The sequence below is a fragment of the Enterobacter sp. R-25 genome (genome assembly GCF_049913205.1).
Lineage (GTDB): Bacteria > Pseudomonadota > Gammaproteobacteria > Enterobacterales > Enterobacteriaceae > Enterobacter > Enterobacter ludwigii.
In genome coordinates this window covers 3,268,094-3,294,896 of sequence record NZ_CP183982.1, presented here as the reverse complement: position 1 = coordinate 3,294,896, position 26,803 = coordinate 3,268,094, and the positions used below count along the sequence as shown (strand labels likewise).

Here is a 26,803-nt window from a genome sequence, read left to right as displayed (position 1 = left end):
CGCCTTTTTAGTCAGTAACGTATTACTGCTGTTGTGAAGACTGGATCGCGGTCAGAGCGATGGTGTAGACGATATCGTCAACCAGCGCGCCCCGGGACAGGTCGTTCACAGGTTTGCGCATACCCTGCAGCATTGGCCCGATGGAGATCAGGTCTGCAGAACGCTGCACCGCTTTGTAGGTGGTGTTACCGGTGTTCAGATCCGGGAAGATGAACACGGTAGCGCGACCCGCAACCGGTGAGTTCGGTGCTTTGGATTTCGCAACGTCAGCCATAACCGCGGCATCATACTGCAGCGGACCGTCGATCATCAGGTCAGGACGTTTTTCCTGTGCCAGACGTGTCGCTTCACGGACTTTCTCTACATCGCTACCTGCACCAGAAGTACCGGTGGAGTAGGAGAGCATTGCCACGCGAGGTTCAATACCGAAGGCAATCGCGGAATCGGCAGACTGAATAGCAATCTCAGCCAGCTGCTCTGCAGTTGGATCCGGGTTGATCGCACAGTCACCGTAAACGTAAACCTGTTCAGGCAGCAGCATGAAGAACACGGAAGACACCAGAGAACTGCCTGGCGCCGTTTTGATCAGCTGCAGCGGTGGACGGATGGTGTTCGCCGTGGTGTGAACCGCACCGGAAACCAGACCGTCAACTTCGTCCTGCTCCAGCATCAGCGTGCCCAGCACAACGTTGTCTTCAAGCTGCTCACGCGCTACGGCTTCGGTCATGCCCTTGCTCTTACGCAGCTCAACCAGGCGCGCAACATAGCTTTCGCGAACCACTTCCGGGTCGACGATTTCAATACCTGCACCCAGCTCAACGCCCTGAGAGGCAGCAACGCGGTTAATTTCATCCGGGTTACCCAGCAGCACACAGGTCGCGATGCCGCGCTCTGCACAGATGGCAGCCGCTTTAACGGTACGTGGTTCGTCGCCTTCTGGCAGAACAACACGTTTGCCTGCTTTACGCGCCAGCTCGGTCAGCTGGTAACGGAAGGCCGGAGGAGACAGACGACGGCTGCGCTCGGAGGTTGCCGTCAGGGATTCAATCCAGTCTGCGTTGATGTAGCCCGCAACGTATTCCTGCACTTTCTCGATACGCTCATGGTCATCAACCGGCACTTCCAGGTTGAAGCTCTGCAGGCTCAGAGAGGTCTGCCAGGTGTTGGTGTTCACCATAAAGACTGGCAGGCCAGTGGCGAACGCACGTTCGCACAGCTTGCTTACGCGTGGATCCATCTCGTAAGCACCGGTCAGCAGAATGGCACCGATTTCCACCCCGTTCATCGCGGCCAGGCACGCAGCAACCAGCACGTCAGGACGGTCAGCGGAGGTCACGAGCAGGGAGCCTGCGCGGAAGTGTTCCAGCATGTGCGGAATGCTACGCGCACAGAAGGTCACAGACTTCACGCGGCGGGTGTTGATGTCGCCTTCGTTAATCACGGTAGCGTTCAGGTGACGCGCCATGTCGATTGCACGGGTAGCAATCAGGTCGAAGCTCCATGGCACCACGCCCAGTACTGGCAGCGGGCTGGAATCCTGCAGGGTAGCCGGATCAACTTTAACCACTTTCGCTTTAGAAGAGTCATCGAAGATTTCGGACAGGTCAGGACGGGTACGACCTTGTTCATCAACCGGTGCGTTCAGTTTGTTAACGATAACGCCAGTGATGTTGGTATTTTTCGCGCCGCCGAAGCTGCTGCGGGTCAGTTCGATACGCTCTTTCAGCTGTTCCTGGTTATCGGTACCCTGGGACATGACGAACACGATTTCCGCATTCAGCGTTTTCGCGATTTCGAAGTTCAGAGACTGTGCGAACTGGTGTTTGCGGGTCGGGACCAGGCCTTCAACCAGCACCACTTCCGCATCTTGCGTGTTAGCGTGGTAGTTGGCGATGATCTCTTCCATCAGCACGTCTTTCTGGTTGCTGGACAGCAGAGATTCAACGTGGCTCATCTTCAGCGGTTCAGCCGCTGGCAGATTGGAGTTCTTACGCACGATGGTGGTGGTCTGGTCTGGCGCATCGCCACCGGCACGAGGCTGGGCGATAGGCTTAAAGACGCTCAGACGAACGCCTTTGCGTTCCATAGCACGGATAACGCCAAGGCTGACGCTGGTCAGACCGACGCTGGTTCCGGTAGGGATCAGCATAATAGTACGGGACACGGTTTATCCTCTTTCGTTACCGCCGACAGGGGGCGGGCTACAAAACAGCACCGCCAGCATTGCTGGCGGTGTGGAATCAGGCAGTCAGGCGGTGCGCGTCTTGCGCGATGACCAGCTCTTCGTTAGTTGGGATAACGATAGCCGGACGGGTGCCTTCTTTGTTGATGAAGCCAGACTTGCCGAAGCGGGCAGCCAGGTTACGCTCGTGGTCAACTTCGAAGCCCAGAACACCCAGTTTACCCAGGGACAGTTCACGAACCATTGCCGCGTTCTCACCGATACCACCGGTGAAGATAACCGCGTCCAGACGACCGTCCATCAGCGCAGTGTAAGAGCCGATGTACTTCGCCAGACGGTGGCAGTAAACGTCCATTGCACGTTTAGCGTCTGCTTTTTCTGCGTAGTTGTCTTCAACATAACGGCAGTCGCTGGTGACTTCGGTCAGACCCAGCAGGCCAGACTCTTTGGTCAGCATTTTGTTGATCTGATCAACGCTCATGCCCAGGGTGTCGTGCAGGTGGAAGATGATCGCCGGGTCGATGTCACCGGAACGGGTACCCATCACCAGACCTTCCAGCGGGGTCAGACCCATGGATGTATCAACACATTTACCGTTGCGGATAGCAGAAACAGAACCACCGTTGCCCAGGTGGCAGGTGATGATGTTAACTTCTTCAACCGGCTTGTTCAGCACTTTAGCGGCTTCCTGAGTCACATAGAAGTGGCTGGTGCCGTGCGCGCCGTAGCGACGAACGCCGTGCTCTTTGTAGAGGCTGTACGGCAGGGCATAGAGGTAAGATTCTTCCGGCATGGTCTGGTGGAACGCAGTGTCGAACACAGCCACGTTTTTGTCTTTCAGCTGCGGGAAGGATTTCAGCGCTTCAGCGATACCGATCAGGTGAGCTGGGTTGTGCAGCGGTGCGAAAGAGGCAGAGTCTTTAATGCCCTGGATAACCGTTTCGTCGATAACGACGGAACGGGTGTATTTTTCGCCGCCGTGGACGATACGGTGACCAATCGCAGTCAGCTGAGCAGACAGTTCTGGTTTTTGTGCCAGAATAGTGTTAACGATAAAGTTCAGCGCTTCACTGTGAGCGGCGCCTGCACCTAAAGCCGCTTCCTGTTTGCTGCCGTCCATCTTCCACTTGATACGTGCTTCAGGCAGATGGAAACATTCGGCCAAACCAGAGAGGTATTCGTCACCGTTGAGCGCATCGATGATGGCGAATTTCAGTGAGGAGCTACCGCAGTTCAGAACCAGTACTAACTTACTCGACATGGAAGTACCTATTATTGATACGTGGCTAAAAAAACGTCAGGGAGTCTAAAAGCGTAACGCATAATGACTCAGACATTTATGATTAACATCATGCCAAACGAACATTGTGGCATGATGGAAGAAATACATATGATTTTATGCCATTTTGAACATTTTTCAGCCAATGGCATAATATGCGATAATTTGACGAGTTAATGGTTCTCGTCTAAGGGCCTATCAGGCTGGCACAGAATACCCGATACGGGGTGCTGATGACAAAATATTTTGAACGTTGTCATAGCCTGTTGTGGTTTTGCACGAAAATTTTAATTTTTATATGTGAAGTTGAGGTACAGCCATGTCGACACCAGAGAACCCGTCCGTGAATTTTTTCAGTCTGTTTCGTCGGGGACAGCATTACGCAAAGACGTGGCCAATGGAAAAGCGCCTTGCGCCCATGTTTATTGAGAATCGCACGATCCGCGCCACGCGCTATGCGATTCGCTTTATGCCACCTGTCGCCATCTTTACGCTCTGCTGGCAAATCGCGCTGGGCGGGCAGCTTGGCCCGGCCGTTGCGACGGCACTTTTCGCGTTAAGTCTGCCGATGCAGGGTCTGTGGTGGTTAGGTAAACGTTCTATCACGCCACTCCCGCCTTCTATTTTACACTGGTTTTATGAAGTTCGCGGGAAACTGGAGGAAGCCGGGCAGGCGCTTGCCCCGGTCGAAGGCAAGCCCGATTACCAGGCGCTGGCTGACACGCTCAAGCGTGCTTTTAAGCAACTCGACAAAACATTCCTCGATGACTTGTGATTGATCATCGAAACGACGAATAAAAGAAGGCACAGTAACTCACCGTTACCGTGTCTTTTTTTTACAGTGCAATGCGCTACAGGAGTCGAAAGATGGAAATGACCCATGCTCAACGTCTGATTTTGTCCAACCAGTACAAAATGATGACTATGCTTGATCCCGATAACGCTGAGCGCTACAGCCGCCTGCAGACAATCGTCGAACGTGGCTTTGGTTTGCAGATGCGTGAACTGGACCGTGAGTTTGGTGAGATGAAAGAAGAAACCTGCCGCACCGTGATCGACATTATGGAGATGTATCACGCCCTGCATGTTTCCTGGACCAATCTCAAAGATCAGCAGTCCATTGACGAACGTCGCGTCACCTTCCTGGGCTTTGATGCCGCAACGGAAGCGCGTTATCTGAGCTATGTGCGTTTTATGGTGAACACGGAAGGGCGCTATACCCATTTTGACGCGGGCACACACGGCTTCAATGCGCAGACCCCAATGTGGGAAAAATATCAGCGCATGCTGAGCGTCTGGCACGCCTGCCCGCGCCAGTACCATTTAAGTAACAATGAGATTCAACAAATTATTAATGCCTGACGGAGGTGCTTGTGCAGTGTAGAGGTTTTCTGTTTGATTTGGACGGTACGCTGGTGGATTCGCTGCCGGTTGTGGAGCGTTCATGGTGCCATTGGGCGGACAGACATGGCATTGACCATCAGGAAGTACTGAATTTTATCCATGGCAAACAGGCCATAACCTCATTGCGGCACTTCTTAGCAGGACGTTCTGAGGAAGAGATTCAGGCGGAGTTCAGCTATCTTGAGCACATTGAAGCCACCGACACGGATGGCATCACAGCGCTGCCGGGGGCGCTTGAACTGCTTGAACATCTGAACGAAGCCCAAATCCCGTGGGCGATCGTCACCTCCGGCTCGGTGCCCGTTGCCCATGCCCGCCACAAGGCCGCAGGGTTACCGACGCCCGAAGTGTTTATCACGGCAGAGCGCGTGAAGCGCGGCAAGCCTGAACCGGATGCCTTTTTACTCGGTGCCGAACTGCTTGGCCTTGCACCAGCCGATTGTGTGGTGGTGGAGGATGCGGCAGCAGGCGTCCTGGCGGGGTTGAACGCCGGAAGCCACGTCATCGCCGTTAATGTTCCGGCGGGTTCACCCCGCCTGAACGAGGCGGATCTGGTGCTTAACACGCTGATGGCCATTAACGTTGCGAAGGCACCGGACGGAGTTGTAACCGTCTCGCTTAAAATGTAATCCCATGATATAGCCCCACATTGTTGGGGCTTTTTTATGGCAAAATTTTGTCTCCTCCACTGACAAGGATATGTTGTGAACGGTGAACTGATTTGGGTCCTGAGCCTGCTTTTAATCGCCATCCTTCTCTTTGCCTCAGGCAAGGTGCGCATGGATGCCATCGCCTTGTTTGTCATCGTTGCCTTTGTGCTGAGCGGTACGCTGACGCTGCCGGAGGCTTTCTCCGGATTTAGTGATCCCAACGTTATCCTGATTGCCGCCCTGTTTATTATTGGCGACGGGCTGGTGCGCACCGGCGTGGCGACCATTATGGGGTCGTGGCTGGTCAAGGTGGCCGGCAACAGCGAAACCAAAATGTTGATCTACCTGATGCTGACGGTTGCCGGGCTGGGGGCGTTTATGAGCTCCACGGGCGTCGTCGCCATCTTTATCCCGGTGGTGCTGAGCGTCTCCATGCGGATGCAAACCTCGCCGTCGCGCCTGATGATGCCTCTGAGCTTTGCCGGTCTTATTAGCGGGATGATGACGCTGGTGGCGACCCCACCGAACCTGGTCGTCAACAGTGAGCTAATCCGCGAAGGGTTTGAAGGCTTTAGCTTTTTCAGCGTGACCCCACTTGGACTGGTGATTCTGGTGCTGGGCGTGGTCTACATGCTGTTAACCCGTTTTGCTCTGAAGGGGGAAAAACAGGATAAAAGCAAAGACGGCTGGAAACGACGGACCTTCCGCGATCTGATCAAAGAGTACCGTCTGACCGGGCGGGCGCGCCGTCTGGCTATCCGCCCCGGCTCGCCCCTCATTGGCCAGCGTCTTGACGACCTGAAGCTGCGCGAGCGCTATGGCGCGAACGTGATCGGCGTAGAGCGCTGGCGTCGTTTTCGGCGGGTGATTGTTAACGTCAACGGGGTGTCGGAATTCCGTGCACGCGACGTTTTGCTGATTGATATGTCCACCGCCGATGTCGATTTGCGCGAGTTTTGCAGTGAACAGTTGCTGGAACCCATGGTGCTACGTGGGGAGTATTTCTCAGACCAGGCGCTGGATGTCGGCATGGCCGAAGTGTCGCTGATCCCGGAATCAGAATTACTGGGTAAAACCGTGCGCGAAATCGGCTTCAGGACCCGCTATGGGCTAAACGTGGTGGGCTTAAAGCGTGATGGCGTGGCGATGGAAGGGGCGGTAGTGGATGAGCCTATCCTGCTCGGTGATATCTTCCTCGTCGTCGGCAACTGGAAACTGATCGGTCAGCTCGGGCAGAAAGGCCGCGACTTTGTGGTACTTAATATGCCGGTTGAAGAGAGCGATGCTTCTCCGGCGCACAGCCAGGCACCGCATGCGATTTTTTGCCTGGTGTTGATGGTCGCACTGATGCTGACTGACGAAATTCCAAACCCTATTGCGGCCATTATCGCCTGTCTTCTGATGGGGAAATTCCGCTGTATTGATGCCGAAAGTGCCTACAAAGCCATTCACTGGCCGAGCATCATTCTGATTGTCGGGATGATGCCCTTTGCCCTGGCGTTACAAAAAACCGGTGGGGTGGATTTGATCGTCAAGGGACTCATGGACGCAGGCGGTGGATACGGGCCTTACATGATGCTGGTCTGCCTGTTTATCATGTGCGCCACGATAGGCCTGTTTATCTCCAATACGGCCACGGCCGTCCTGATGGCACCTATTGCACTGGCGATGGCGAAATCAATGGGGGTTTCGCCGTACCCGTTTGCCATGATCGTCGCTATGGCGGCATCTGCAGCGTTTATGACTCCGGTCTCGTCACCGGTCAATACGCTGGTGCTTGGCCCGGGAAATTACAAATTCAGTGATTTTGTGAAGATAGGCGTGCCCTTCACCGTGCTGGTGATGGTGGTGTGCGTGATACTGATTCCCGTGCTGTTCCCGTTTTAAACCCTGAAGCCGGGTGGCGACGTCGCGACCCGGCATACCGTCAGAGAGGGGAGTCCTGACTGATCTCGTCCAGCGACAAATGGAAGCTCGGCACAAACACCTGCATGAAATAATCCATCTCTTCGCTGCGGCGTGATTCCAGCGTTTTTTCCAGACGCGTTTTCGCCAGCAGAAATTCGTTATTCCCCGCGGACAGCTCTTCCAGACATTTCAGGTAAGCGCATAGCGCATCCGCCTGCTTAACCAGCAATTTTTCCTCTTCCGTGTACTGATGCTCATCAATCAGCGGCTCAAAAATATCGCGCAGCTCGTCCGGCACCATGTCGATCAGTTTCTGCTGAGCAATCTTCTCAATGGCCTTATATTCCTGGGCTATCTGCGAGTTGAAATATTTCACGGGTGTCGGTAAATCCCCGGTCAGCACTTCCGAGGCATCGTGATACATCGCCAGCAGGGCAATACGTTCAGCGTTAACCTGCCCATTGAATTTCCGGTTTTTAATGGCAGCCAGAGCGTGAGCGACCATCGCAACCTGCAGACTGTGCTCCGACACATTCTCGGTGCGGACATTGCGCATCAGCGGCCAGCGGTTGATCAGTTTAAGGCGGGAGAGGTGGGCAAAGAAATGACTCTGACTCATAGGTTACCTTTTGTCTTCACTGCGACAGACTTCATTGTGCGGGGAGGGGAGGCAAGATGCAAATCAGGCTACCGGAAGTAGCCTGATTTTAAGATTACTGGTGGTAACCTGAGAGGAAACGTCCAAAGCGGCTGATGGCCATCTCGAGGTCATCTTCACGCGGCAGGGTAACGATACGCACGTGATCCGGCCACGGCCAGTTAAAGGCGGTACCCTGAACCAGCAGCACTTTTTCCTGCAGCAGGAAATCGAGCACCATCTTCTGGTCGTCATGAATATTAAAGCGTTTCGCGTCGATTTTCGGGAACATGTAGAGCGCGCCGTTCGGCTTCACGCAGGAGACGCCTGGAATATCGTTGATAAGCTCCCACGCGCGGTTACGCTGCTCATATAAACGCCCGCCCGGCACGATAAACTCGCTGATGCTCTGATAGCCGCCGAGTGCGGTCTGGATAGCATGCTGCGCCGGCACGTTGGCACATAAACGCATAGAGGCGAGCATTTCCAGCCCTTCAATATAGCCTTTCGCATGTTTTTTCGGGCCGTTTAAGACCATCCAGCCCTGACGGAAACCGGCCACACGGTAGGTTTTAGACAGGCCGTTAAAAGTCACGGTCAGCAGGTCCGGAGCCAGTGCGGCGATAGAGTGGTGCTGCGCCGCGTCATACAGGATCTTGTCGTAAATTTCGTCGGCAAAGATGATCAGGTTGTGCTGGCGGGCGATCTCCACGATCTCCATCAGCAGCTCTTTTGAGTAGACCGCGCCCGTTGGGTTGTTCGGGTTAATAATGACGATGCCGCGCGTGCGTGGGGTAATTTTCGCGCGAATATCATCGAGATCCGGGAACCAGTCAGAAGACTCATCGCAAAGATAGTGCACGGCTTTACCGCTGGACAGGGATACGGCCGCCGTCCACAGCGGATAATCCGGCGCGGGAACCAGCATTTCGTCGCCACTGTTCAGCAGCGCCTGCATGGCCTGCACGATCAGCTCAGAGACGCCGTTGCCGATATAGATATCTTCAACGGTAACATCACGCATATCGCGCGCCTGGTAGTGCTGCATGATGGCTTTTCGTGCGGAGTAAAGTCCTTTTGAATCGCAATAGCCTTGCGCAGTGGGCAGGTTGCGGATCACATCAACCAGAATCTCATCCGGCGCTTCAAAACCAAATGGCGCAGGGTTACCAATGTTGAGTTTCAGAACCTTATTGCCTTCTTCTTCAAGGCGTTTAGCCTCTTTCAGAACCGGGCCACGGATGTCGTAACAGACGTTATCTAGCTTGCTGGATTTTTCGATAGGGGACATGAACCTTTAACCTTTTCGCGATTGTTGCCACTCCCTGCCGTGGAAGTCAGCACGGAATAATGTACTCCCCCCTCGCTTCGTTTTGAAGGGCGGGCAGGAGAATATTTTGTGGAGTGAATGAAAATGGAGTGAATCTTTTTCGCTATCAGCGAACAATTTAACTGACGTAAAGTAAGGTTAATGGTGTGAAAGTAGGTTTATTGTGCTGTTAAATAATATAAATGTTGTATATTGTTCTGATAAAAATAAATAATATCCGCAACCTGCGTGGCAGTTACGCTGAGTGACCTTTCGTAAAACCTGAATGCTTCGTTACGTGGCGTTGTAATAGTGTGCATTGGCTAAAAGTTACTCATGTGAAATTAATGTTAAGTGTTATTAATGAATGGCCTTAATCTAAATTAAAATTTATTTATTATTAACCAACAAAATGCAACTTTAGTTAATTTTAATAAAATTAGTTGAGAAGCTTAACAACCCTCATAAATCCTCAATATTGCAATAAGACTTATAAATAAAGTGGATTTGGGTTAAGATGTCTTTCAGGAAAGCTGGGCACAGATACATATGTATTGTATTTGTGGAACAGGTTTTCTGAATTAATTGATTGTTATTGTTAGAGTTATCTCTGGCCGGAATGGGTTAAACATCTCCTGCTACGTTGACAGCACTGCGAGAAAGATGGCAGAAAGGGTGTATCACCCTTAATGGAATTTACATAAACCTGCAAACATCTAAATATCCTGAACGTTTAAGAGAATAAAAATAACGTCATGAAACGTGCTTTCTGACTGTTGATATTAAAACAGCACAATAACTATCTGTCAGGCAGTCTGCCGGGCCGGGATGCGAGGGAAAACCTTCAGAGGGAATTGCTTAACTGTTACACACACAGCTTCAACCCGGGCAGCTCCGCACGAGCAACCTGAAAGTGAAAAGATATGATAAATGCAAATCGTCCGATAATGAATCTCGACCTCGATCTGCTGAGAACGTTTGTTGCGGTCGCCGATCTCAACACTTTTGCAGCTGCTGCTGCCGCCGTTTGCCGAACCCAGTCCGCCGTTAGCCAGCAAATGCAACGGCTGGAACAACTGGTTGGTAAAGAGCTCTTTGCCCGTCACGGGCGTAATAAGCTCTTAACGGAACACGGTATTCAGCTTCTGGGTTATGCCAGGAAAATACTTCGCTTTAATGACGAAGCATGTATGTCATTAATGTATAGCAACCTGCAAGGGGTGCTAACGTTAGGTGCGTCTGATGAGTCAGCAGACACAATATTGCCATTTCTTCTCAATCGAATTAGTTCGGTTTATCCGAAGCTTGCGCTGGACGTTAGCGTAAAACGAAATGCTTTTATGATTGAGATGCTAAATGAGAATAAGGTCGATCTGGTGGTGACCACGCACCGTCCAGGGCAATTTAATTGCCTGACGTTGCGCACGTCTCCGACGCATTGGTATTGCGCCGCTGAATATGTGCTGCAAAAAGGTGAGCCAATTCCATTGGTATTACTGGATGATCCGAGTCCGTTCCGCGATATGGTGTTGTCGGCGCTCAATGAGGCCAGCATTCCATGGCGTCTGGCTTATGTGGCTTCCACATTGCCAGCGGTTCGTGCTGCCGTGAAAGCGGGGCTTGGGGTAACGGCCCGTCCGGTCGAAATGATGAGCCCGGATCTGCGCGTACTGGGTAAATCAGATGGTCTTCCTGCTTTGCCTGATACGGAGTATCTGCTCTGCCACAATACGTCCAGCAATAACGAACTGGCGAAAGTCGTGTTCGAGGCGATGGAAAACTACCATAATCCATGGCAGTTCGAACATGTTACCTCCGAAGGGGGGGATGATTCCCTGATCGTTGAAGGGGACTTTGAGTGATCGACAGCTCAAAATTCTGGTAACAATTTGTAAATGTAAAAAAAAGCCACTCACGCGATTTTCGCCTGCAGTGGCTTTTTTTTGGCAGTAATACCCGCGATCACCGCGTGGATTTTTAGGATAGTGTCTATTTATCAGTGAGATAAATGCTTTTGTTCAAATGTTGTGCGTTTCCCGTTCAGTCTCCCTCCAGCTCGCCTCAATGTTAATAAAACAGGAAATATGTTGCTGGTTTTTTGGGTGAATTAACAAAAGCGTGTCTCAGATCAAGAAAATACTCCTATTTGGGGGGAGGAATCGTTGGCAAATCCTGTCAAAATAGGAGGGTTATTTTTTTTACTTCCAAAACGGACACGATTCAACAACATGCATTTGACGTAAACTCAGGTACCCACCAGGGTTAAAGGGCACCAAATGTTAATGAGAATCGCTCGATGTAATTTAATGTGAAGAAACCTTTGTTAAAGTTGACAAAAGGTTATAGAAAGGAGTAAAAAACCCCATCATTTTGCTGTCTACGTCTCATTTCTGACAGTTAGTGTAAGGTTTTTCGTTCCTCCCCATGAATCGATGTGATGCCCATCTGCCAGCAAGAGCAGTGTCGTAGGTATCACTTTTGATGAGTAAGCAATGAGTATGTCAACATCCACAGAAGTCATCGCTCATCACTGGGCATTCGCAATCTTTCTTATTGTAGCCATTGGCCTGTGCTGCCTGATGTTAGTCGGCGGCTGGTTCCTGGGCGGTCGCGCCCGTGCAAGGCACAAGAACACACCTTTCGAATCAGGTATTGATTCAGTAGGTTCCGCTCGCTTACGCCTGTCTGCCAAGTTCTATCTGGTAGCCATGTTCTTCGTCATCTTTGACGTGGAAGCGCTTTACCTTTTCGCATGGTCAACTTCCATCCGCGAAAGTGGTTGGGTGGGCTTTGTCGAGGCCGCAATTTTCATTTTAGTGTTACTGGCCGGTCTGGTTTATCTGGTGCGTATTGGCGCGCTTGACTGGACGCCTGCGCGTTCACGTCGTGAACACATCAACCCGGAAAACAGTATCTCTAATCGTCAGCAGTAACAGCGAGGCAATAAGATGGATTATACGCTCACCCGCATAGATCCTAACGGTGAGAATGACCGTTACCCCCTGCAAAAACAGGAGATCGTAACCGACCCCCTGGAGCAAGAAGTCAATAAAAGCGTGTACATGGGCAAACTCGAGCATGCCATGCACGATATGGTCAACTGGGGTCGTAAGAACTCCATCTGGCCTTACAACTTTGGCCTTTCTTGCTGCTACGTTGAAATGGTGACGTCATTCACTGCGGTGCATGACGTTGCGCGTTTTGGGGCAGAGGTACTGCGTGCTTCCCCACGTCAGGCTGACCTGATGGTGGTGGCAGGTACATGCTTTACCAAGATGGCACCTGTTATTCAGCGTCTGTATGACCAGATGCTGGAGCCAAAATGGGTTATTTCCATGGGCGCATGTGCAAACTCTGGCGGTATGTACGACATTTATTCCGTCGTACAGGGCGTAGATAAGTTTATTCCAGTGGATGTTTACATCCCGGGTTGTCCGCCGCGTCCGGAAGCTTACATGCAGGCGCTGATGCTGCTGCAGGAGTCTATCGGTAAAGAACGTCGTCCGCTCTCTTGGGTGGTTGGCGATCAGGGTGTTTACCGCGCCAACATGCAGTCTGAGCGCGAGCGTAAACGCGGCGAACGTATTGCAGTAACCAATCTGCGTACGCCTGACGAAATTTAATTTGCGCCTGTGGGCATGGAGTAAACCTTCGCATATCACTACTCAAATAGCGCGAAGCCACGCCCTACAGTCACCACGGACCATTTGCAATGGTGAACAATATGACCGACTTAACCGCGCAAGAAGCCGCCTGGCAAACACGGGATCATCTGGATGACCCTGTCATTGGCGAACTGCGCAACCGTTTTGGGCCGGATGCCTTTACTGTTCAGGCGACCCGCACCGGGGTACCCGTTGTTTGGGTGAAGCGTGAGCAATTACTGGAAGTGGTCGATTTCCTCAAGAAATTGCCAAAACCTTACGTCATGCTGTTTGACTTACACGGCATGGATGAACGTCTGCGTACGCACCGCCAGGGTCTCCCTGCTGCGGATTTTTCCGTTTTCTACCACCTGATCTCAATAGACCGTAATACGGATATCATGCTCAAGGTGGCATTGTCTGAAAACGACATGCATCTGCCTACGATCACTAAACTTTTCCCGAACGCTAACTGGTATGAGCGTGAAACCTGGGAAATGTTCGGGATGACCTTCGACGGCCACCCGCATCTGACGCGCATCATGATGCCGCAGACGTGGACCGGCCACCCGCTGCGTAAAGACTACCCGGCACGTGCAACTGAATTCGACCCGTTTGAGCTGACGAAAGCCAAGCAGGATCTGGAGATGGAAGCGCTGACCTTCAAGCCGGAAGACTGGGGCATGAAACGCGGGACGGAAAACGAGGACTTCATGTTCCTCAACCTCGGTCCAAACCACCCCTCTGCGCACGGTGCTTTCCGTATTATTCTTCAGCTTGATGGCGAAGAGATTGTCGACTGCGTACCGGACATCGGTTACCACCACCGTGGTGCTGAGAAGATGGGCGAGCGTCAGTCCTGGCACAGCTACATTCCGTATACCGACCGTATCGAGTACCTCGGCGGTTGCGTAAACGAAATGCCTTACGTGCTGGCCGTTGAGAAACTGGCAGGTATCACCGTACCGGATCGCGTTAACGTCATCCGCGTGATGCTCTCCGAACTGTTCCGTATCAACAGCCACCTGCTGTATATCTCCACGTTCATTCAGGACGTTGGCGCGATGACACCGGTCTTCTTTGCCTTTACCGATCGTCAGAAAATCTACGATCTGGTAGAAGCCATCACCGGTTTCCGTATGCACCCGGCCTGGTTCCGTATCGGCGGTGTGGCACACGATCTGCCGCGCGGCTGGGAGCGTCTGCTGCGTGAATTCCTCGACTGGATGCCAAAACGTCTGGCTTCTTACGAGAAAGCCGCACTGCGTAATACCATCCTGAAAGGCCGTTCCCAGGGCGTTGCAGCCTACGGTGCGAAAGAAGCGCTGGAGTGGGGTACGACAGGTGCGGGTCTGCGCGCAACCGGTATTGATTTCGACGTGCGTAAAGCCCGTCCTTACTCTGGCTATGAGAACTTCGACTTCGAAGTCCCGGTTGGCGGCGGTGTTTCCGACTGCTACACCCGCGTGATGCTGAAAGTTGAAGAGTTGCGCCAGAGTCTGCGCATCCTTGAGCAGTGCCTCAACAACATGCCGGAAGGCCCGTTCAAGGCGGATCACCCGCTGACGACGCCGCCGCCGAAAGAGCGCACGCTGCAACATATCGAAACCCTGATCACCCACTTCCTGCAGGTTTCCTGGGGTCCGGTCATGCCGGCGCAAGAATCCTTCCAGATGATTGAAGCGACCAAGGGTATTAACAGTTACTACCTGACCAGTGACGGCAGCACCATGAGCTACCGTACCCGCGTGCGTACACCAAGCTTTGCGCACCTGCAGCAGATCCCGTCCGCCATCCGCGGCAGTCTGGTCTCCGACCTGATTGTGTATCTGGGTAGTATCGATTTTGTTATGTCAGATGTGGACCGCTAATTATGCACGAGAATCAACAACCACAAACCGAGGCTTTTGAGCTGAGTGAAGCAGAACGTGCCGCTATTGAGCACGAGATGCACCACTACGAAGACCCGCGTGCGGCGTCCATTGAAGCGCTGAAAATCGTACAGAAACAGCGTGGTTGGGTGCCGGATGGGGCGATCTATGAGATCGCAAAAGTGCTGGGCATTCCGGCAAGTGACGTAGAAGGCGTAGCCACGTTCTACAGCCAGATCTTCCGTCAGCCGGTCGGTCGCCATGTGATCCGCTACTGTGACAGCGTGGTTTGTCACATTACCGGTTATCAGGGCATTCAGGCAGCGATTGAGAAAAAGCTCAATATCAAGCCAGGCCAGACCACGTTCGATGGCCGCTTTACGCTGCTGCCAACCTGCTGCCTGGGGAACTGCGACAAGGGGCCGACCATGATGATTGATGAGGATACTCACAGTTATCTGACGCCGGAAGCCATTCCTGACCTGCTGGAGCAGTACAAATGAAAACTGTAATTCGTACTGCTGAAACTCATCCACTGACCTGGCGTCTGCGTGATGACAAACAGCCGGTATGGCTCGACGAATACCAGAGCAAAAACGGCTATGCCGGTGCGCGTAAAGCCCTGGGCGGCATGGCGCCGGACGACATCGTCAGTGCGGTCAAAGACGCCGGCCTGAAAGGGCGCGGCGGCGCAGGCTTTTCCACCGGTCTGAAGTGGAGCCTGATGCCAAAAGACGAATCCATGAACATCCGTTACCTGCTGTGTAACGCTGATGAAATGGAACCGGGCACCTATAAAGACCGCCTGCTGATGGAACAGCTGCCGCACCTGCTGGTGGAAGGCATGCTGATCTCCGCGTTCGCGCTGAAAGCGTACCGGGGTTACATCTTCCTGCGCGGTGAATACATCGAAGCGGCTGAAAACCTGCGTCGCGCGATTGCCGAAGCCACTGAAGCGGGCCTGCTGGGTAAAAACATCCTTGGCACCGGTTTTGACTTCGAGCTGTTCGTGCACACCGGGGCAGGGCGTTATATCTGTGGTGAAGAGACCGCACTGATTAACTCCCTGGAAGGCCGCCGTGCGAACCCACGTTCCAAGCCACCGTTCCCGGCAAGCTCTGGCGTCTGGGGTAAACCGACCTGTGTAAACAACGTCGAAACCCTGTGTAACGTCCCGGCAATCCTCGCCAATGGCGTGGAGTGGTATCAGGGCATCTCGAACAGTAAAGATGCCGGTACCAAGCTGATGGGCTTCTCCGGTCGCGTGAAAAACCCTGGCGTCTGGGAACTGCCGTTTGGCACCACTGCACGTGAAATTCTTGAAGACTACGCTGGCGGCATGCGTGATGGCCTGAAATTCAAAGCCTGGCAGCCAGGCGGTGCAGGGACCGACTTCCTGACCGAGGCCCATCTTGATCTGCCAATGGAATTCGAAAGCATTGGTAAAGCAGGCAGTCGTCTGGGTACGGCGCTGGCGATGGCCGTCGACCATGAGATCGGCATGGTATCGCTGGTGCGTAACCTCGAAGAGTTCTTTGCCCGCGAGTCCTGCGGCTGGTGTACACCGTGCCGTGATGGTCTGCCGTGGAGCGTGAAGATCCTGCGTGCTATCGAACGTGGCGAAGGCCAGCCTGGCGATATCGAGACACTTGAGCAACTGTGTCGATTCCTGGGCCCAGGGAAAACCTTCTGTGCCCACGCACCAGGCGCCGTTGAGCCACTGCAGAGCGCGATTAAATATTTCCGCGACGAATTCGAAGCAGGCATCAAGCAGCCGTTCAGCAATACCCATGCCATCAATGGGATTCAGCCGAACCTGCTGAAAGCGCGCTGGTAAAACAGAATTTTGATTAACGCTCAGTTACGACTGAGCCAACTGGAAGCATGCTAATGGCTACGATTCATGTAGACGGCAAAGAGTATGAGGTCAACGGGGCGGACAACCTGCTGGAAGCTTGTCTGTCGCTCGGCCTTGATATTCCGTATTTTTGCTGGCATCCGGCGCTGGGCAGCGTCGGTGCTTGCCGCCAGTGTGCGGTGAAGCAATATCAAAACGCGGAAGACACGCGTGGTCGCCTGGTGATGTCCTGTATGACGCCAGCCACCGAAGGCACTTTTATTTCGATTGATGACGAAGAAGCCAAACAGTTCCGTGAAAGCGTTGTGGAATGGTTGATGACCAACCACCCGCACGATTGCCCGGTCTGTGAAGAGGGCGGTAACTGCCACCTTCAGGATATGACCGTAATGACCGGTCACAGCTTCCGTCGCTATCGCTTTACCAAACGTACCCACCGCAATCAGGACCTGGGGCCGTTCATCTCTCACGAAATGAACCGCTGCATCGCCTGCTACCGCTGCGTGCGTTACTACAAAGATTACGCAGACGGACAAGATCTGGGCGTGTATGGCGCGCATGACAACGTCTACTTCGGTCGTCCGGAAGACGGTACGCTGGAAAGCGAATTCTCCGGTAACCTGGTCGAGATTTGTCCAACCGGCGTCTTCACCGATAAAACCCACTCCGAGCGTTACAACCGTAAGTGGGACATGCAGTTTGCACCAAGCATCTGCCAGCAGTGTTCGCTGGGCTGTAACACCAGCCCGGGTGAGCGCTATGGCGAACTGCGTCGTATTGAAAACCGTTATAACGGTACCGTTAACCATTACTTCCTGTGCGACCGCGGTCGTTTCGGCTACGGCTACGTGAACCTGAAAGACCGTCCACGTCAGCCCGTTCAACGCCGTGGTGATGACTTCATCACCCTGAACGCTGAACAGGCGATGCAGGGCGCGGCAGATATTCTGCGTCAGTCGAAGAAAGTGATCGGTATCGGCTCCCCGCGCGCCAGCATCGAAAGTAACTTCGCGCTGCGTGAGCTGGTTGGGGCGGAAAACTTCTACACCGGTATCGCTCAGGGCGAGCAGGAACGTCTGCAGCTGGTACTGAAAGTGCTGCGTGAAGGCGGTATTCATACCCCAGCGCTGCGTGAAATTGAATCTTATGATGCGGTTCTGGTGCTGGGTGAAGATTTGACGCAGACCGGCGCTCGCGCTGCCCTGGCGGTTCGTCAGGCGGTCAAAGGTAAAGCTCGTGAAATGGCGGCGGCTCAAAAAGTGGCTGACTGGCAGATTGCGGCAATCCTCAACATCGGTCAGCGTGCGAAGCATCCTCTGTTTGTGACCAACGTCGACAGCACGCGTCTGGACGATATCGCGGCATGGACCTACTGCGCGCCGGTTGAAGACCAGGCCCGTCTTGGCTTTGCGATTGCTCATGCGCTGGACAGCAATTCTCCGGCCGTTGAAGGTCTCGATCGCGACCTGCAGAACAAGGTTGATGTGATTGTTCAGGCCCTGGCGGGTGCGAAGAAACCCCTGATTGTTTCCGGGACTAACGCCGGTAGCGCAGAGATCATTCAGGCTGCCGCGAACGTGGCTAAAGCGCTGAAAGGCCGTGGTGCAGACGTTGGCGTGACCATGATTGCTCGTGCGGTGAACAGCATCGGTCTGGGAATGATTGGCGGTGGCTCTCTGGAAGCTGCGTTAAGCGAACTGGAATCCGGTGCTGCTGACGCCGTTGTGGTGCTGGAAAACGACCTGCATCGTCATGCTTCTGCCGCACGCGTTGACGCAGCGCTCTCCAAAGCGCCGCTTGTGATGGTTATTGACCATCAGCGCACCGCGATCATGGACAAAGCGCACCTGGTGCTCTCTGCGGCAAGCTTCGCGGAAAGCGACGGTACGGTTATCAACAACGAAGGCCGCGCACAGCGTTTCTTCCAGGTGTATGACCCGGCGTACTACGACAGCAACACCATAATGCTGGAAAGCTGGCGCTGGCTGCACTCTCTGCACAGCACCGTTCAGAGCCGTGAAGTGGACTGGACGCAGCTCGACCATGTTATCGACGCGGTCGTGGAAAAACTGCCTCAGCTGGCTGGCATCAAAGATGCGGCTCCTGACGCAAGCTTCCGTATTCGTGGCCAGAAACTGGCGCGTGAACCGCACCGTTACAGCGGTCGTACCGCGATGCGTGCCAACATCAGCGTTCACGAACCTCGTCAGCCGCAGGATAAAGACACGATGTTTGCCTTCTCAATGGAAGGGAACAACCAGCCGTCTGCACCGCGCTCTCAGGTTCCGTTCGCATGGGCACCAGGCTGGAACTCCCCGCAGGCATGGAACAAATTCCAGGCTGAAGTGGGCGGCTCTCTGCGCCACGGTGACCCGGGCGTGCGTCTGATTGAAGCTTCCGACACCGGTCTGGACTTCTTCACCACCGTGCCGGCGAGCTTCCAGGCGCAGGAAGGGAACTGGCGTATTGCGCCGTACTACCATCTGTTCGGCAGTGACGAATTGTCCCAGCGTTCTCCGGTATTCCAGAGCCGCATGCCGCAACCGTACATCAAGCTTAACCCGGCAGATGCCGCGAAGCTTGGCGTTAACGCGGGTGCGAACATCGCCTTTAGCTATGATGGCCAGACAATCAGCTTGCCGCTGATTATCTCTGAAAGTCTGACAGCAGGGCAGGTGGGTCTGCCGATGGGTATGCCTGGCATCGCGCCGGTACTGGCGGGTGCGCGTCTTGATAATCTGCAGGAGGCAAAAGCATGAGTTGGTTAACGCCGGATCTTATCGACATCCTGCTGAGCATTCTGAAAGCGATAGTTATCCTGCTGGTGGTCGTCACCTGTGGCGCGTTCATGAGCTTTGGTGAACGTCGTCTGCTCGGTCTGTTCCAGAACCGTTACGGACCGAACCGCGTGGGCTGGGGTGGTTCACTCCAGCTGGTAGCGGACATGATCAAGATGTTCTTTAAAGAGGACTGGATCCCGCGCTTCTCTGACCGCGTGATCTTTACTCTGGCACCGATGATCGCCTTTACCTCGCTGCTGCTGGCGTTCGCGATTGTTCCTGTCAGCCCGACCTGGGTGGTGGCTGACCTGAACATCGGCATTCTGTTCTTCCTGATGATGGCAGGCCTCGCCGTGTATGCGGTGCTGTTCGCGGGCTGGTCCAGTAACAACAAATACTCCCTGCTGGGTGCGATGCGTGCTTCTGCGCAGACGCTGAGCTACGAAGTATTCCTGGGGCTTTCCCTGATGGGCGTGGTGGCGCAAGCTGGTTCATTCAACATGACCGACATCGTCAACAACCAGGCTGACATCTGGAACGTTATCCCGCAGTTCTTTGGTTTTATTACCTTTGCTATCGCGGGCGTGGCGGTGTGTCACCGTCACCCGTTTGACCAGCCAGAAGCCGAACAGGAACTGGCCGACGGTTACCACATCGAATATTCCGGTATGAAATTCGGTTTGTTCTTCGTGGGCGAGTACATCGGTATTGTCACCATTTCCGCGTTGATGGTAACGCTGTTCTTTGGTGGCTGGCATGGCCCGTTCTTACCGCCGTTCATCTGGTTCGCGCTGAAAACCGCGTTCTTCATGATGATGTTCATTTTGATTCGCGCAGCGTTACCGCGTCCGCGTTATGACCAGGTAATGTCCTTCGGCTGGAAAGTGTGCCTGCCGCTGACGCTCATCAACTTGCTGGTAACGGCGGCTGTCATTCTCTGGCAGCAGCCATAAGGGGCTATAGACCATGACCTTAAAAGAATTATTGGTAGGTTTCGGCACTCAGGTACGCAGTATCTGGATGATCGGCCTGCACGCGTTTGCCAAACGCGAAACCCGGATGTACCCGGAAGAGCCGGTATATCTGCCGCCGCGCTACCGTGGCCGTATCGTGCTGACGCGCGATCCGGACGGTTCAGAGCGCTGCGTTGCCTGTAACCTGTGTGCGGTAGCGTGTCCGGTGGGCTGTATCTCTCTGCAGAAAGCAGAGACGGTAGATGGCCGCTGGTATCCTGAGTTCTTCCGCATCAACTTCTCACGCTGCATTTTCTGCGGTCTGTGTGAAGAAGCGTGCCCAACCACGGCGATTCAGCTGACCCCGGACTTCGAACTGGGTGAGTATAAGCGTCAGGACCTGGTGTACGAGAAAGAGGATCTGCTGATTTCCGGTCCGGGCAAATACCCGGAATATAACTTCTACCGGATGGCGGGTATGGCAATCGACGGCAAAGATAAGGGCGAAGCAGAGAACGAAGCTAAGCCTATCGACGTCAAGAGCCTGTTACCGTAAGGAGAGGGCAATGGAATTCGCTTTTTATATCTGTGGCCTTATCGCCATCCTGGCTACGCTGCGAGTGATTACGCACACCAATCCGGTGCATGCGCTGCTGTACTTAATTATCTCGCTGCTGGCTATTTCCGGGGTGTTCTTTGCGCTGGGCGCGCACTTTGCTGGTGCGCTGGAGATCATCGTCTACGCCGGGGCCATCATGGTGCTGTTCGTCTTCGTGGTGATGATGCTGAACCTGGGCGGCTCTGAAATTGAGCAGGAACGTCAGTGGTTAAAACCGCAGGTCTGGATTGGCCCGGCGATCCTGTCGGCCATCATGCTGGTGGTCATTGTTTACGCCATTCTGGGTGTGAATGATCAGGGCATCGACGGCACGCCAATCGGCGCTAAAGAGGTGGGTATTACGCTGTTTGGCCCATACGTCCTGGCGGTTGAACTGGCCTCTATGCTGCTGCTGGCGGGCCTGGTTGTTGCCTTCCACGTTGGCCGCGAAGAGCGTGCTGGTGAGTTGCTGAGCAACCGCACTGACGACCGCGCGAAAAGAAAAACGGAGGAACGCGCATGATCCCCTTAACACATGGACTGATCCTCGCTGCGATTTTATTCGTTCTGGGCTTAACCGGTCTGGTTATCCGCCGCAATCTGCTGTTTATGCTGATCGGTCTGGAAATCATGATTAACGCCTCCGCGCTGGCCTTCGTGGTCGCCGGAAGCTACTGGGGCCAGACCGATGGTCAGGTGATGTACATTCTCGCCATCAGCCTCGCGGCTGCCGAAGCGAGTATTGGCCTGGCGCTGTTACTGCAGCTCCATCGTCGCCGCCAGAACCTGAACATCGATTCAGTAAGTGAGTTGCGTGGATGAACATGCTTGCCTTAACCATTATTTTTCCGCTGATTGGCTTCGTGCTGCTGGCGTTTTCTCGTGGCCGCTGGTCTGAGAATCTGTCCGCCACCGTCGGCATGGGCTCTGTGGGTCTGGCTGCGCTGGTGACAGCGTATGCGGGTATCGACTTCTTTAATAACGGGCGTCAGGCCTTCAGCGTACCGCTGTGGACCTGGATGTCGGTCGGTGATTTCAACATCGGTTTCAACCTGGTGCTGGATGGTCTCTCTCTGACCATGCTCTCCGTGGTAACCGGCGTGGGCTTCCTGATCCACATGTTTGCCTCCTGGTATATGCGCGGTGAAGAGGGTTACTCCCGCTTCTTCGCCTACACCAACCTGTTTATCGCGAGCATGGTTGTTCTGGTGCTGGCCGATAACCTGCTGTTGATGTATCTCGGCTGGGAAGGCGTGGGTCTCTGCTCTTATCTGCTGATCGGCTTCTACTATACCGATCCGAAGAATGGCGCAGCGGCCATGAAAGCGTTTGTCGTGACCCGTGTGGGTGACGTATTCCTCGCCTTCGCGCTGTTCATTCTCTACAACGAACTGGGCACGCTGAATTTCCGCGAAATGGTGGAACTGGCGCCAGCGCATTTCGCTGCCGGCAATGACATGCTGTGGTGGGCAACGCTGATGCTGCTGGGTGGTGCCGTGGGTAAATCCGCGCAGCTGCCGTTGCAGACATGGCTGGCCGACGCGATGGCAGGTCCAACGCCTGTCTCCGCGCTGATCCACGCCGCAACCATGGTTACCGCTGGGGTCTACCTGATTGCGCGTACGCATGGTCTGTTCCTGATGACGCCGGAAATTCTGCATCTGGTGGGTATCGTTGGTGCGGTAACGCTGGTGCTGGCAGGCTTTGCCGCGCTGGTGCAAACCGACATCAAACGCGTTCTCGCGTACTCCACCATGAGCCAGATTGGTTATATGTTCCTGGCACTGGGTGTTCAGGCATGGGACGCAGCTATTTTCCACCTGATGACGCACGCGTTCTTTAAAGCGCTGCTGTTCCTCTCATCCGGTTCCGTGATTCTGGCCTGCCACCACGAGCAGAACATCTTCAAGATGGGCGGACTGCGTAAGTCCATTCCGCTGGTTTATGTCTGCTTCCTGGTGGGCGGCGCGGCGCTGGCGGCACTGCCGCTGATTACCGCGGGCTTCTTCAGTAAGGACGAAATCCTTGCCGGTGCCATGGCGAATGGTCATATCAATCTGATGGTTGCGGGTCTGGTCGGTGCGTTCATGACCTCCCTGTATACCTTCCGTATGATTTTCATCGTATTCCACGGTAAAGAACAAATTCACGCTCACGCAGGGAAGGGGATTACTCATCACCTGCCGCTGATTGTGCTGCTGGTACTCTCCACCTTCGTTGGCGCACTGATTGTGCCACCGCTGCAGGGCGTACTGCCGGACACCACCGAGCTTGAGCACGGTCGCGTTCTGACGCTTGAAATCACCTCGGGTGTGGTCGCTATCGCGGGCATCCTGATCGCAGCATGGCTGTGGCTGGGCAAACGTACGCTGGTGACTGCCGTTGCCAACAGTGCGCCAGGCCGCCTGCTGGGGACCTGGTGGTACAACGCGTGGGGCTTCGACTGGCTGTACGACATGATCTTCGTCAAGCCGTTCCTGGGCATTGCGTGGCTGCTAAAACGCGATCCGCTGAACTCCCTGATGAATATCCCGGCGATCCTTTCCCGCTTTGCAGGTAAAGGCCTGCTGTTCAGCGAGAACGGTTACCTGCGCTGGTATGTGGCGTCCATGAGCATCGGTGCGGTTGTCGTGCTGGCGCTGCTGATGGTGTTGCGTTGATCGTTAAGTGAATTTTATTCGAATTCGTTGAAAATCAGGCCCCTGCTGGGGGCCTTAAAAAGGAATGTAAATCGCCATGTTACTACCCTGGCTAATATTAATTCCCTTCATCGGCGGCTTCCTGTGCTGGCAGACTGAACGCTTTGGCGTGAAGATGCCGCGCTGGATCGCGCTGATCACCATGGGATTGACGCTCGCGCTTGGTCTGCAACTGTGGTTGCAGGGTGGCTACTCTCTGACGCAGTCTGCGGGGATTCCGCAGTGGCAGTCTGAATTTATTCTGCCGTGGATCCCGCGTTTTGGGATAACCATTCACCTGGCTATCGACGGTCTGTCGCTGCTGATGGTGGTGCTGACGGGTCTGCTCGGCGTTCTGGCGGTACTGTGCTCCTGGCGAGAAATTGAAAAATACCAGGGCTTCTTCCACCTGAACCTGATGTGGATCCTGGGCGGCGTTATCGGCGTGTTCCTTGCCATCGACATGTTCCTGTTCTTCTTCTTCTGGGAGATGATGCTGGTGCCGATGTACTTCCTGATCGCGCTGTGGGGCCATAAGGCGTCCGACGGTAAAACGCGTATCACGGCGGCAACCAAGTTCTTCATCTATACCCAGGCGAGCGGTCTGGTGATGTTGATTGCGATTCTGGCGCTGGTGTTTGTTCACCACACGGCGACCGGTATCTGGACCTTCAACTATGAAGACCTGCTGAAGACCCCGATGTCTCACGGTGTGGAATACCTGCTGATGCTGGGCTTCTTCATTGCCTTCGCGGTGAAAATGCCGGTGGTTCCCCTGCACGGCTGGCTGCCAGACGCGCACTCACAGGCGCCAACGGCGGGTTCCGTTGACCTGGCGGGGATCTTGCTGAAAACCGCGGCCTACGGTCTGCTGCGTTTCGCTCTGCCGCTGTTCCCGAATGCGTCCGCTGAGTTCGCGCCAATTGCGATGTGGCTTGGTGTGATCGGTATCTTCTACGGTGCCTGGATGGCCTTCACGCAGTACGACATTAAACGTCTGATTGCGTACACCTCCGTTTCTCACATGGGCTTTGTACTGATTGCCATCTACACCGGCAGCCAGCTGGCTTACCAGGGTGCGGTTATCCAGATGATTGCGCACGGTCTGTCCGCAGCCGGTCTATTCATCCTGTGTGGTCAGCTGTACGAACGTCTTCACACCCGTGACATGCGTATGATGGGCGGTCTGTGGAGCAAAATTAAATGGCTGCCAGCGCTCTCTATGTTCTTCGCGGTGGCCACGCTGGGTATGCCAGGCACCGGTAACTTCGTCGGCGAATTTATGATTCTGTTCGGCAGCTTCAAAGTGGTGCCGGTCATTACCGTGATCTCCACCTTTGGTCTGGTGTTCGCTTCCGTTTACTCGCTGGCGATGCTGCACCGCGCTTACTTCGGTAAAGCGAAGAGCGAAATTGCTGCAAAAGAACTGCCGGGGATGTCGCTGCGTGAGCTGTTCATCATCCTGCTGCTGGTCGTACTGCTGGTGCTGTTGGGCTTCTTCCCGCAGCCAATTCTGGATACCTCGCACTCCGCGATGGGGAATATCCAGCAGTGGTTTGTTAATTCTGCTTCTACTACAAGGCCGTAATTCGCCATGACAATAACTCCACAACAACTGATCGCGCTGCTACCGCTGCTGATCGTCGGATTGACGGTGGTGGTTGTGATGCTCTCCATTGCGTGGCGACGCAATCACTTCCTGAATGCCACGCTGTCGGTCATCGGTCTGAACGCCGCATTAGTCTCTCTCTGGTTTGTTGGCCAGGGCGGGGCGATGGACGTCACTCCACTGATGCGCGTTGACGGCTATGCCATGCTGTACTCGGGTCTGGTTCTGCTGGCGAGCCTGGCAACCTGTACGTTTGCGTACCCATGGCTGGAAGGCTACAACGACAACAAAGAAGAGTTTTACCTGCTGGTACTGATTGCCGCGCTGGGCGGTATTCTGCTGGCGAATGCGAACCATCTGGCTGCGCTGTTCCTCGGTATTGAGCTTATCTCTCTGCCGCTGTTCGGTCTGATTGGTTACGCTTTCCGTCAGAAACGTTCTCTGGAAGCGAGCATCAAGTACACCATTCTGTCTGCTGCCGCGTCGTCTTTCCTGCTGTTTGGTATCGCGCTGCTGTACGCACAGTCCGGAAACCTCTCTTTCATGGCGCTCGGCAAGAGCCTCGGCGACGGTATGCTGCACGAACCGCTGCTGCTGGCGGGTCTGGGCATGATGATTGTTGGCCTTGGCTTTAAGCTCTCTCTGGTTCCGTTCCACCTGTGGACGCCAGACGTCTACCAGGGCGCGCCTGCTCCAGTCTCAACCTTCCTGGCGACGGCGAGCAAAATCGCTATCTTCGGAGTGGTGATGCGTCTGTTCCTGTACGCGCCGGTGGGTGACAGCGAAGCGGTTCGCGTGGTGCTGGGTATCATCGCGTTTGCTTCCATCATCTTCGGTAACCTGATGGCGCTGAGCCAGACCAACATTAAACGTCTGCTGGGCTACTCATCTATCTCCCATCTGGGCTACCTGATGGTGGCACTGATTGCGCTGCAGAGCGGTGAGATGTCGATGGAGACCGTCGGTGTTTACCTGGCCGGTTACCTGTTCAGCAGCCTCGGCGCGTTCGGCGTGGTGAGCCTGATGTCCAGCCCGTACCGTGGTCCGGATGCAGATTCCCTGTTCTCCTACCGTGGTCTGTTCTGGCACCGTCCGATTCTGTCCGCCGTTATGACCGTAATGATGCTCTCTCTGGCCGGTATTCCGATGACGCTGGGCTTTATCGGTAAGTTCTACGTGCTGGCAGTGGGTGTGCAGGCACACCTGTGGTGGCTGACGGCGGGCGTGGTTATCGGCTCTGCAATCGGTCTCTACTACTACCTGCGTGTGGCCGTGAGTCTGTATCTGAGTGCACCTCAGCAGCTGAACCGCGATGCGCCGCGTAACTGGCAGTACAGCGCCGGTGGTATCGTGGTACTGATCTCCGCGCTGCTGGTACTGATCTTCGGTATCTATCCACAGCCGCTGATCACCATCGTGCAGCACGCGATGCCGCTGATGTAA

The 26,803-nt window shown here is 54.3% G+C and carries 22 protein-coding genes; 18 read left to right on the top strand and 4 right to left on the bottom strand.

What is annotated here, in order from left to right:
• Window positions 1-22: 22 nt before the first annotated feature.
• Both pta and ackA read right to left on the bottom strand, forming a co-directional pair.
• Window positions 23-2,164, bottom strand: coding sequence for a phosphate acetyltransferase (gene pta, locus ACN9MQ_RS15670; protein ID WP_014171009.1), 2,142 nt, complete (start codon window positions 2,162-2,164; stop codon window positions 23-25).
• A 76-nt stretch (window positions 2,165-2,240) separates the two neighbouring features.
• Window positions 2,241-3,443: an acetate kinase gene (gene ackA / locus ACN9MQ_RS15665; protein ID WP_014171008.1), complete on the bottom strand. Its 1,203-nt coding sequence runs from the start codon at window positions 3,441-3,443 to the stop codon at window positions 2,241-2,243.
• Window positions 3,444-3,780: 337 nt separating this feature from the next.
• Here ackA and yfbV point away from each other — a divergent pair, with 337 nt between their 5' ends.
• The 4 genes from yfbV to ACN9MQ_RS15645 all read left to right on the top strand — a co-directional run bounded on the left by yfbV (window position 3,781) and on the right by ACN9MQ_RS15645 (window position 7,402).
• Window positions 3,781-4,236, top strand: coding sequence for a terminus macrodomain insulation protein YfbV (gene yfbV / locus ACN9MQ_RS15660; RefSeq protein ID WP_008502875.1), 456 nt, complete (start codon window positions 3,781-3,783; stop codon window positions 4,234-4,236).
• A gap of 92 nt (window positions 4,237-4,328) precedes the next feature.
• Window positions 4,329-4,823: a YfbU family protein gene (locus ACN9MQ_RS15655; protein ID WP_020883140.1), complete on the top strand. Its 495-nt coding sequence runs from the start codon at window positions 4,329-4,331 to the stop codon at window positions 4,821-4,823.
• An 11-nt stretch (window positions 4,824-4,834) separates the two neighbouring features.
• Window positions 4,835-5,494, top strand: coding sequence for a sugar phosphatase (locus ACN9MQ_RS15650; protein ID WP_068794839.1), 660 nt, complete (start codon window positions 4,835-4,837; stop codon window positions 5,492-5,494).
• Between the two features lie 75 nt (window positions 5,495-5,569).
• Window positions 5,570-7,402 (top strand): SLC13 family permease, encoded by a 1,833-nt coding sequence (locus tag ACN9MQ_RS15645; RefSeq protein WP_014171004.1) that lies wholly within the window; start codon window positions 5,570-5,572, stop codon window positions 7,400-7,402.
• A gap of 40 nt (window positions 7,403-7,442) precedes the next feature.
• Here the strand turns inward: ACN9MQ_RS15645 and yfbR are convergent, their stop codons facing one another.
• Window positions 7,443-8,042, bottom strand: coding sequence for a 5'-deoxynucleotidase (gene yfbR, locus ACN9MQ_RS15640; protein WP_014171003.1), 600 nt, complete (start codon window positions 8,040-8,042; stop codon window positions 7,443-7,445).
• 94 nt (window positions 8,043-8,136) lie between these two features.
• Window positions 8,137-9,351 (bottom strand): alanine transaminase AlaA, encoded by a 1,215-nt coding sequence (gene alaA, locus ACN9MQ_RS15635; protein WP_014171002.1) that lies wholly within the window; start codon window positions 9,349-9,351, stop codon window positions 8,137-8,139.
• Between the two features lie 941 nt (window positions 9,352-10,292).
• On the opposite strand from alaA, the gene lrhA reads away from it, so the two are divergent.
• The 14 genes from lrhA (at window position 10,293) to nuoN (ending at window position 26,803) form a co-directional block, all read left to right on the top strand.
• Window positions 10,293-11,231: a transcriptional regulator LrhA gene (gene lrhA, locus ACN9MQ_RS15630; protein WP_251884739.1), complete on the top strand. Its 939-nt coding sequence runs from the start codon at window positions 10,293-10,295 to the stop codon at window positions 11,229-11,231.
• A 630-nt stretch (window positions 11,232-11,861) separates the two neighbouring features.
• Window positions 11,862-12,302 (top strand): NADH-quinone oxidoreductase subunit NuoA, encoded by a 441-nt coding sequence (nuoA, locus tag ACN9MQ_RS15625; RefSeq protein ID WP_014171000.1) that lies wholly within the window; start codon window positions 11,862-11,864, stop codon window positions 12,300-12,302.
• A gap of 15 nt (window positions 12,303-12,317) precedes the next feature.
• Entirely contained in the window at window positions 12,318-12,992 is a 675-nt protein-coding gene (gene nuoB / locus ACN9MQ_RS15620) for an NADH-quinone oxidoreductase subunit NuoB (RefSeq protein ID WP_003861482.1), read from the top strand.
• Between the two features lie 89 nt (window positions 12,993-13,081).
• Complete coding sequence (nuoC, locus tag ACN9MQ_RS15615; protein ID WP_014170999.1) at window positions 13,082-14,884, top strand: NADH-quinone oxidoreductase subunit C/D; 1,803 nt, start codon at window positions 13,082-13,084, stop codon at window positions 14,882-14,884.
• Window positions 14,885-14,886: 2 nt separating this feature from the next.
• Window positions 14,887-15,387, top strand: a complete 501-nt coding sequence (gene nuoE, locus ACN9MQ_RS15610) for an NADH-quinone oxidoreductase subunit NuoE (RefSeq protein WP_014170998.1) — start codon at window positions 14,887-14,889, stop codon at window positions 15,385-15,387.
• On the top strand, window positions 15,384-16,721 hold the full coding sequence (gene nuoF, locus ACN9MQ_RS15605; protein ID WP_014170996.1) for an NADH-quinone oxidoreductase subunit NuoF: 1,338 nt from the start codon (window positions 15,384-15,386) through the stop codon (window positions 16,719-16,721). The genes nuoE and nuoF overlap by 4 nt, the downstream gene beginning before the upstream one ends.
• Before the next feature lie 53 nt (window positions 16,722-16,774).
• Entirely contained in the window at window positions 16,775-19,501 is a 2,727-nt protein-coding gene (gene nuoG / locus ACN9MQ_RS15600; protein ID WP_020883144.1) for an NADH-quinone oxidoreductase subunit NuoG, read from the top strand.
• Window positions 19,498-20,475: an NADH-quinone oxidoreductase subunit NuoH gene (nuoH, locus tag ACN9MQ_RS15595; RefSeq protein ID WP_014170994.1), complete on the top strand. Its 978-nt coding sequence runs from the start codon at window positions 19,498-19,500 to the stop codon at window positions 20,473-20,475. The genes nuoG and nuoH overlap by 4 nt, the downstream gene beginning before the upstream one ends.
• 13 nt (window positions 20,476-20,488) lie before the next feature.
• Window positions 20,489-21,031 (top strand): NADH-quinone oxidoreductase subunit NuoI, encoded by a 543-nt coding sequence (nuoI, locus tag ACN9MQ_RS15590; protein ID WP_003861491.1) that lies wholly within the window; start codon window positions 20,489-20,491, stop codon window positions 21,029-21,031.
• Window positions 21,032-21,041: 10 nt separating this feature from the next.
• Entirely contained in the window at window positions 21,042-21,596 is a 555-nt protein-coding gene (gene nuoJ, locus ACN9MQ_RS15585; protein ID WP_014170993.1) for an NADH-quinone oxidoreductase subunit J, read from the top strand.
• Window positions 21,593-21,895, top strand: a complete 303-nt coding sequence (gene nuoK / locus ACN9MQ_RS15580; protein WP_003861496.1) for an NADH-quinone oxidoreductase subunit NuoK — start codon at window positions 21,593-21,595, stop codon at window positions 21,893-21,895. The genes nuoJ and nuoK overlap by 4 nt, the downstream gene beginning before the upstream one ends.
• The gene (nuoL, locus tag ACN9MQ_RS15575; RefSeq protein ID WP_014170992.1) at window positions 21,892-23,733 is read left to right on the top strand and encodes an NADH-quinone oxidoreductase subunit L; all 1,842 of its coding nucleotides are present in this window, start codon (window positions 21,892-21,894) and stop codon (window positions 23,731-23,733) included. Before nuoK ends, nuoL begins: the two co-directional genes overlap by 4 nt.
• Window positions 23,734-23,809: 76 nt before the next feature.
• A complete protein-coding gene (gene nuoM / locus ACN9MQ_RS15570) occupies window positions 23,810-25,339 on the top strand; it encodes an NADH-quinone oxidoreductase subunit M (RefSeq protein WP_014170991.1) in 1,530 nt (509 codons plus the stop codon).
• Window positions 25,340-25,345: 6 nt separating this feature from the next.
• Complete coding sequence (nuoN, locus tag ACN9MQ_RS15565) at window positions 25,346-26,803, top strand: NADH-quinone oxidoreductase subunit NuoN (protein WP_014170990.1); 1,458 nt, start codon at window positions 25,346-25,348, stop codon at window positions 26,801-26,803.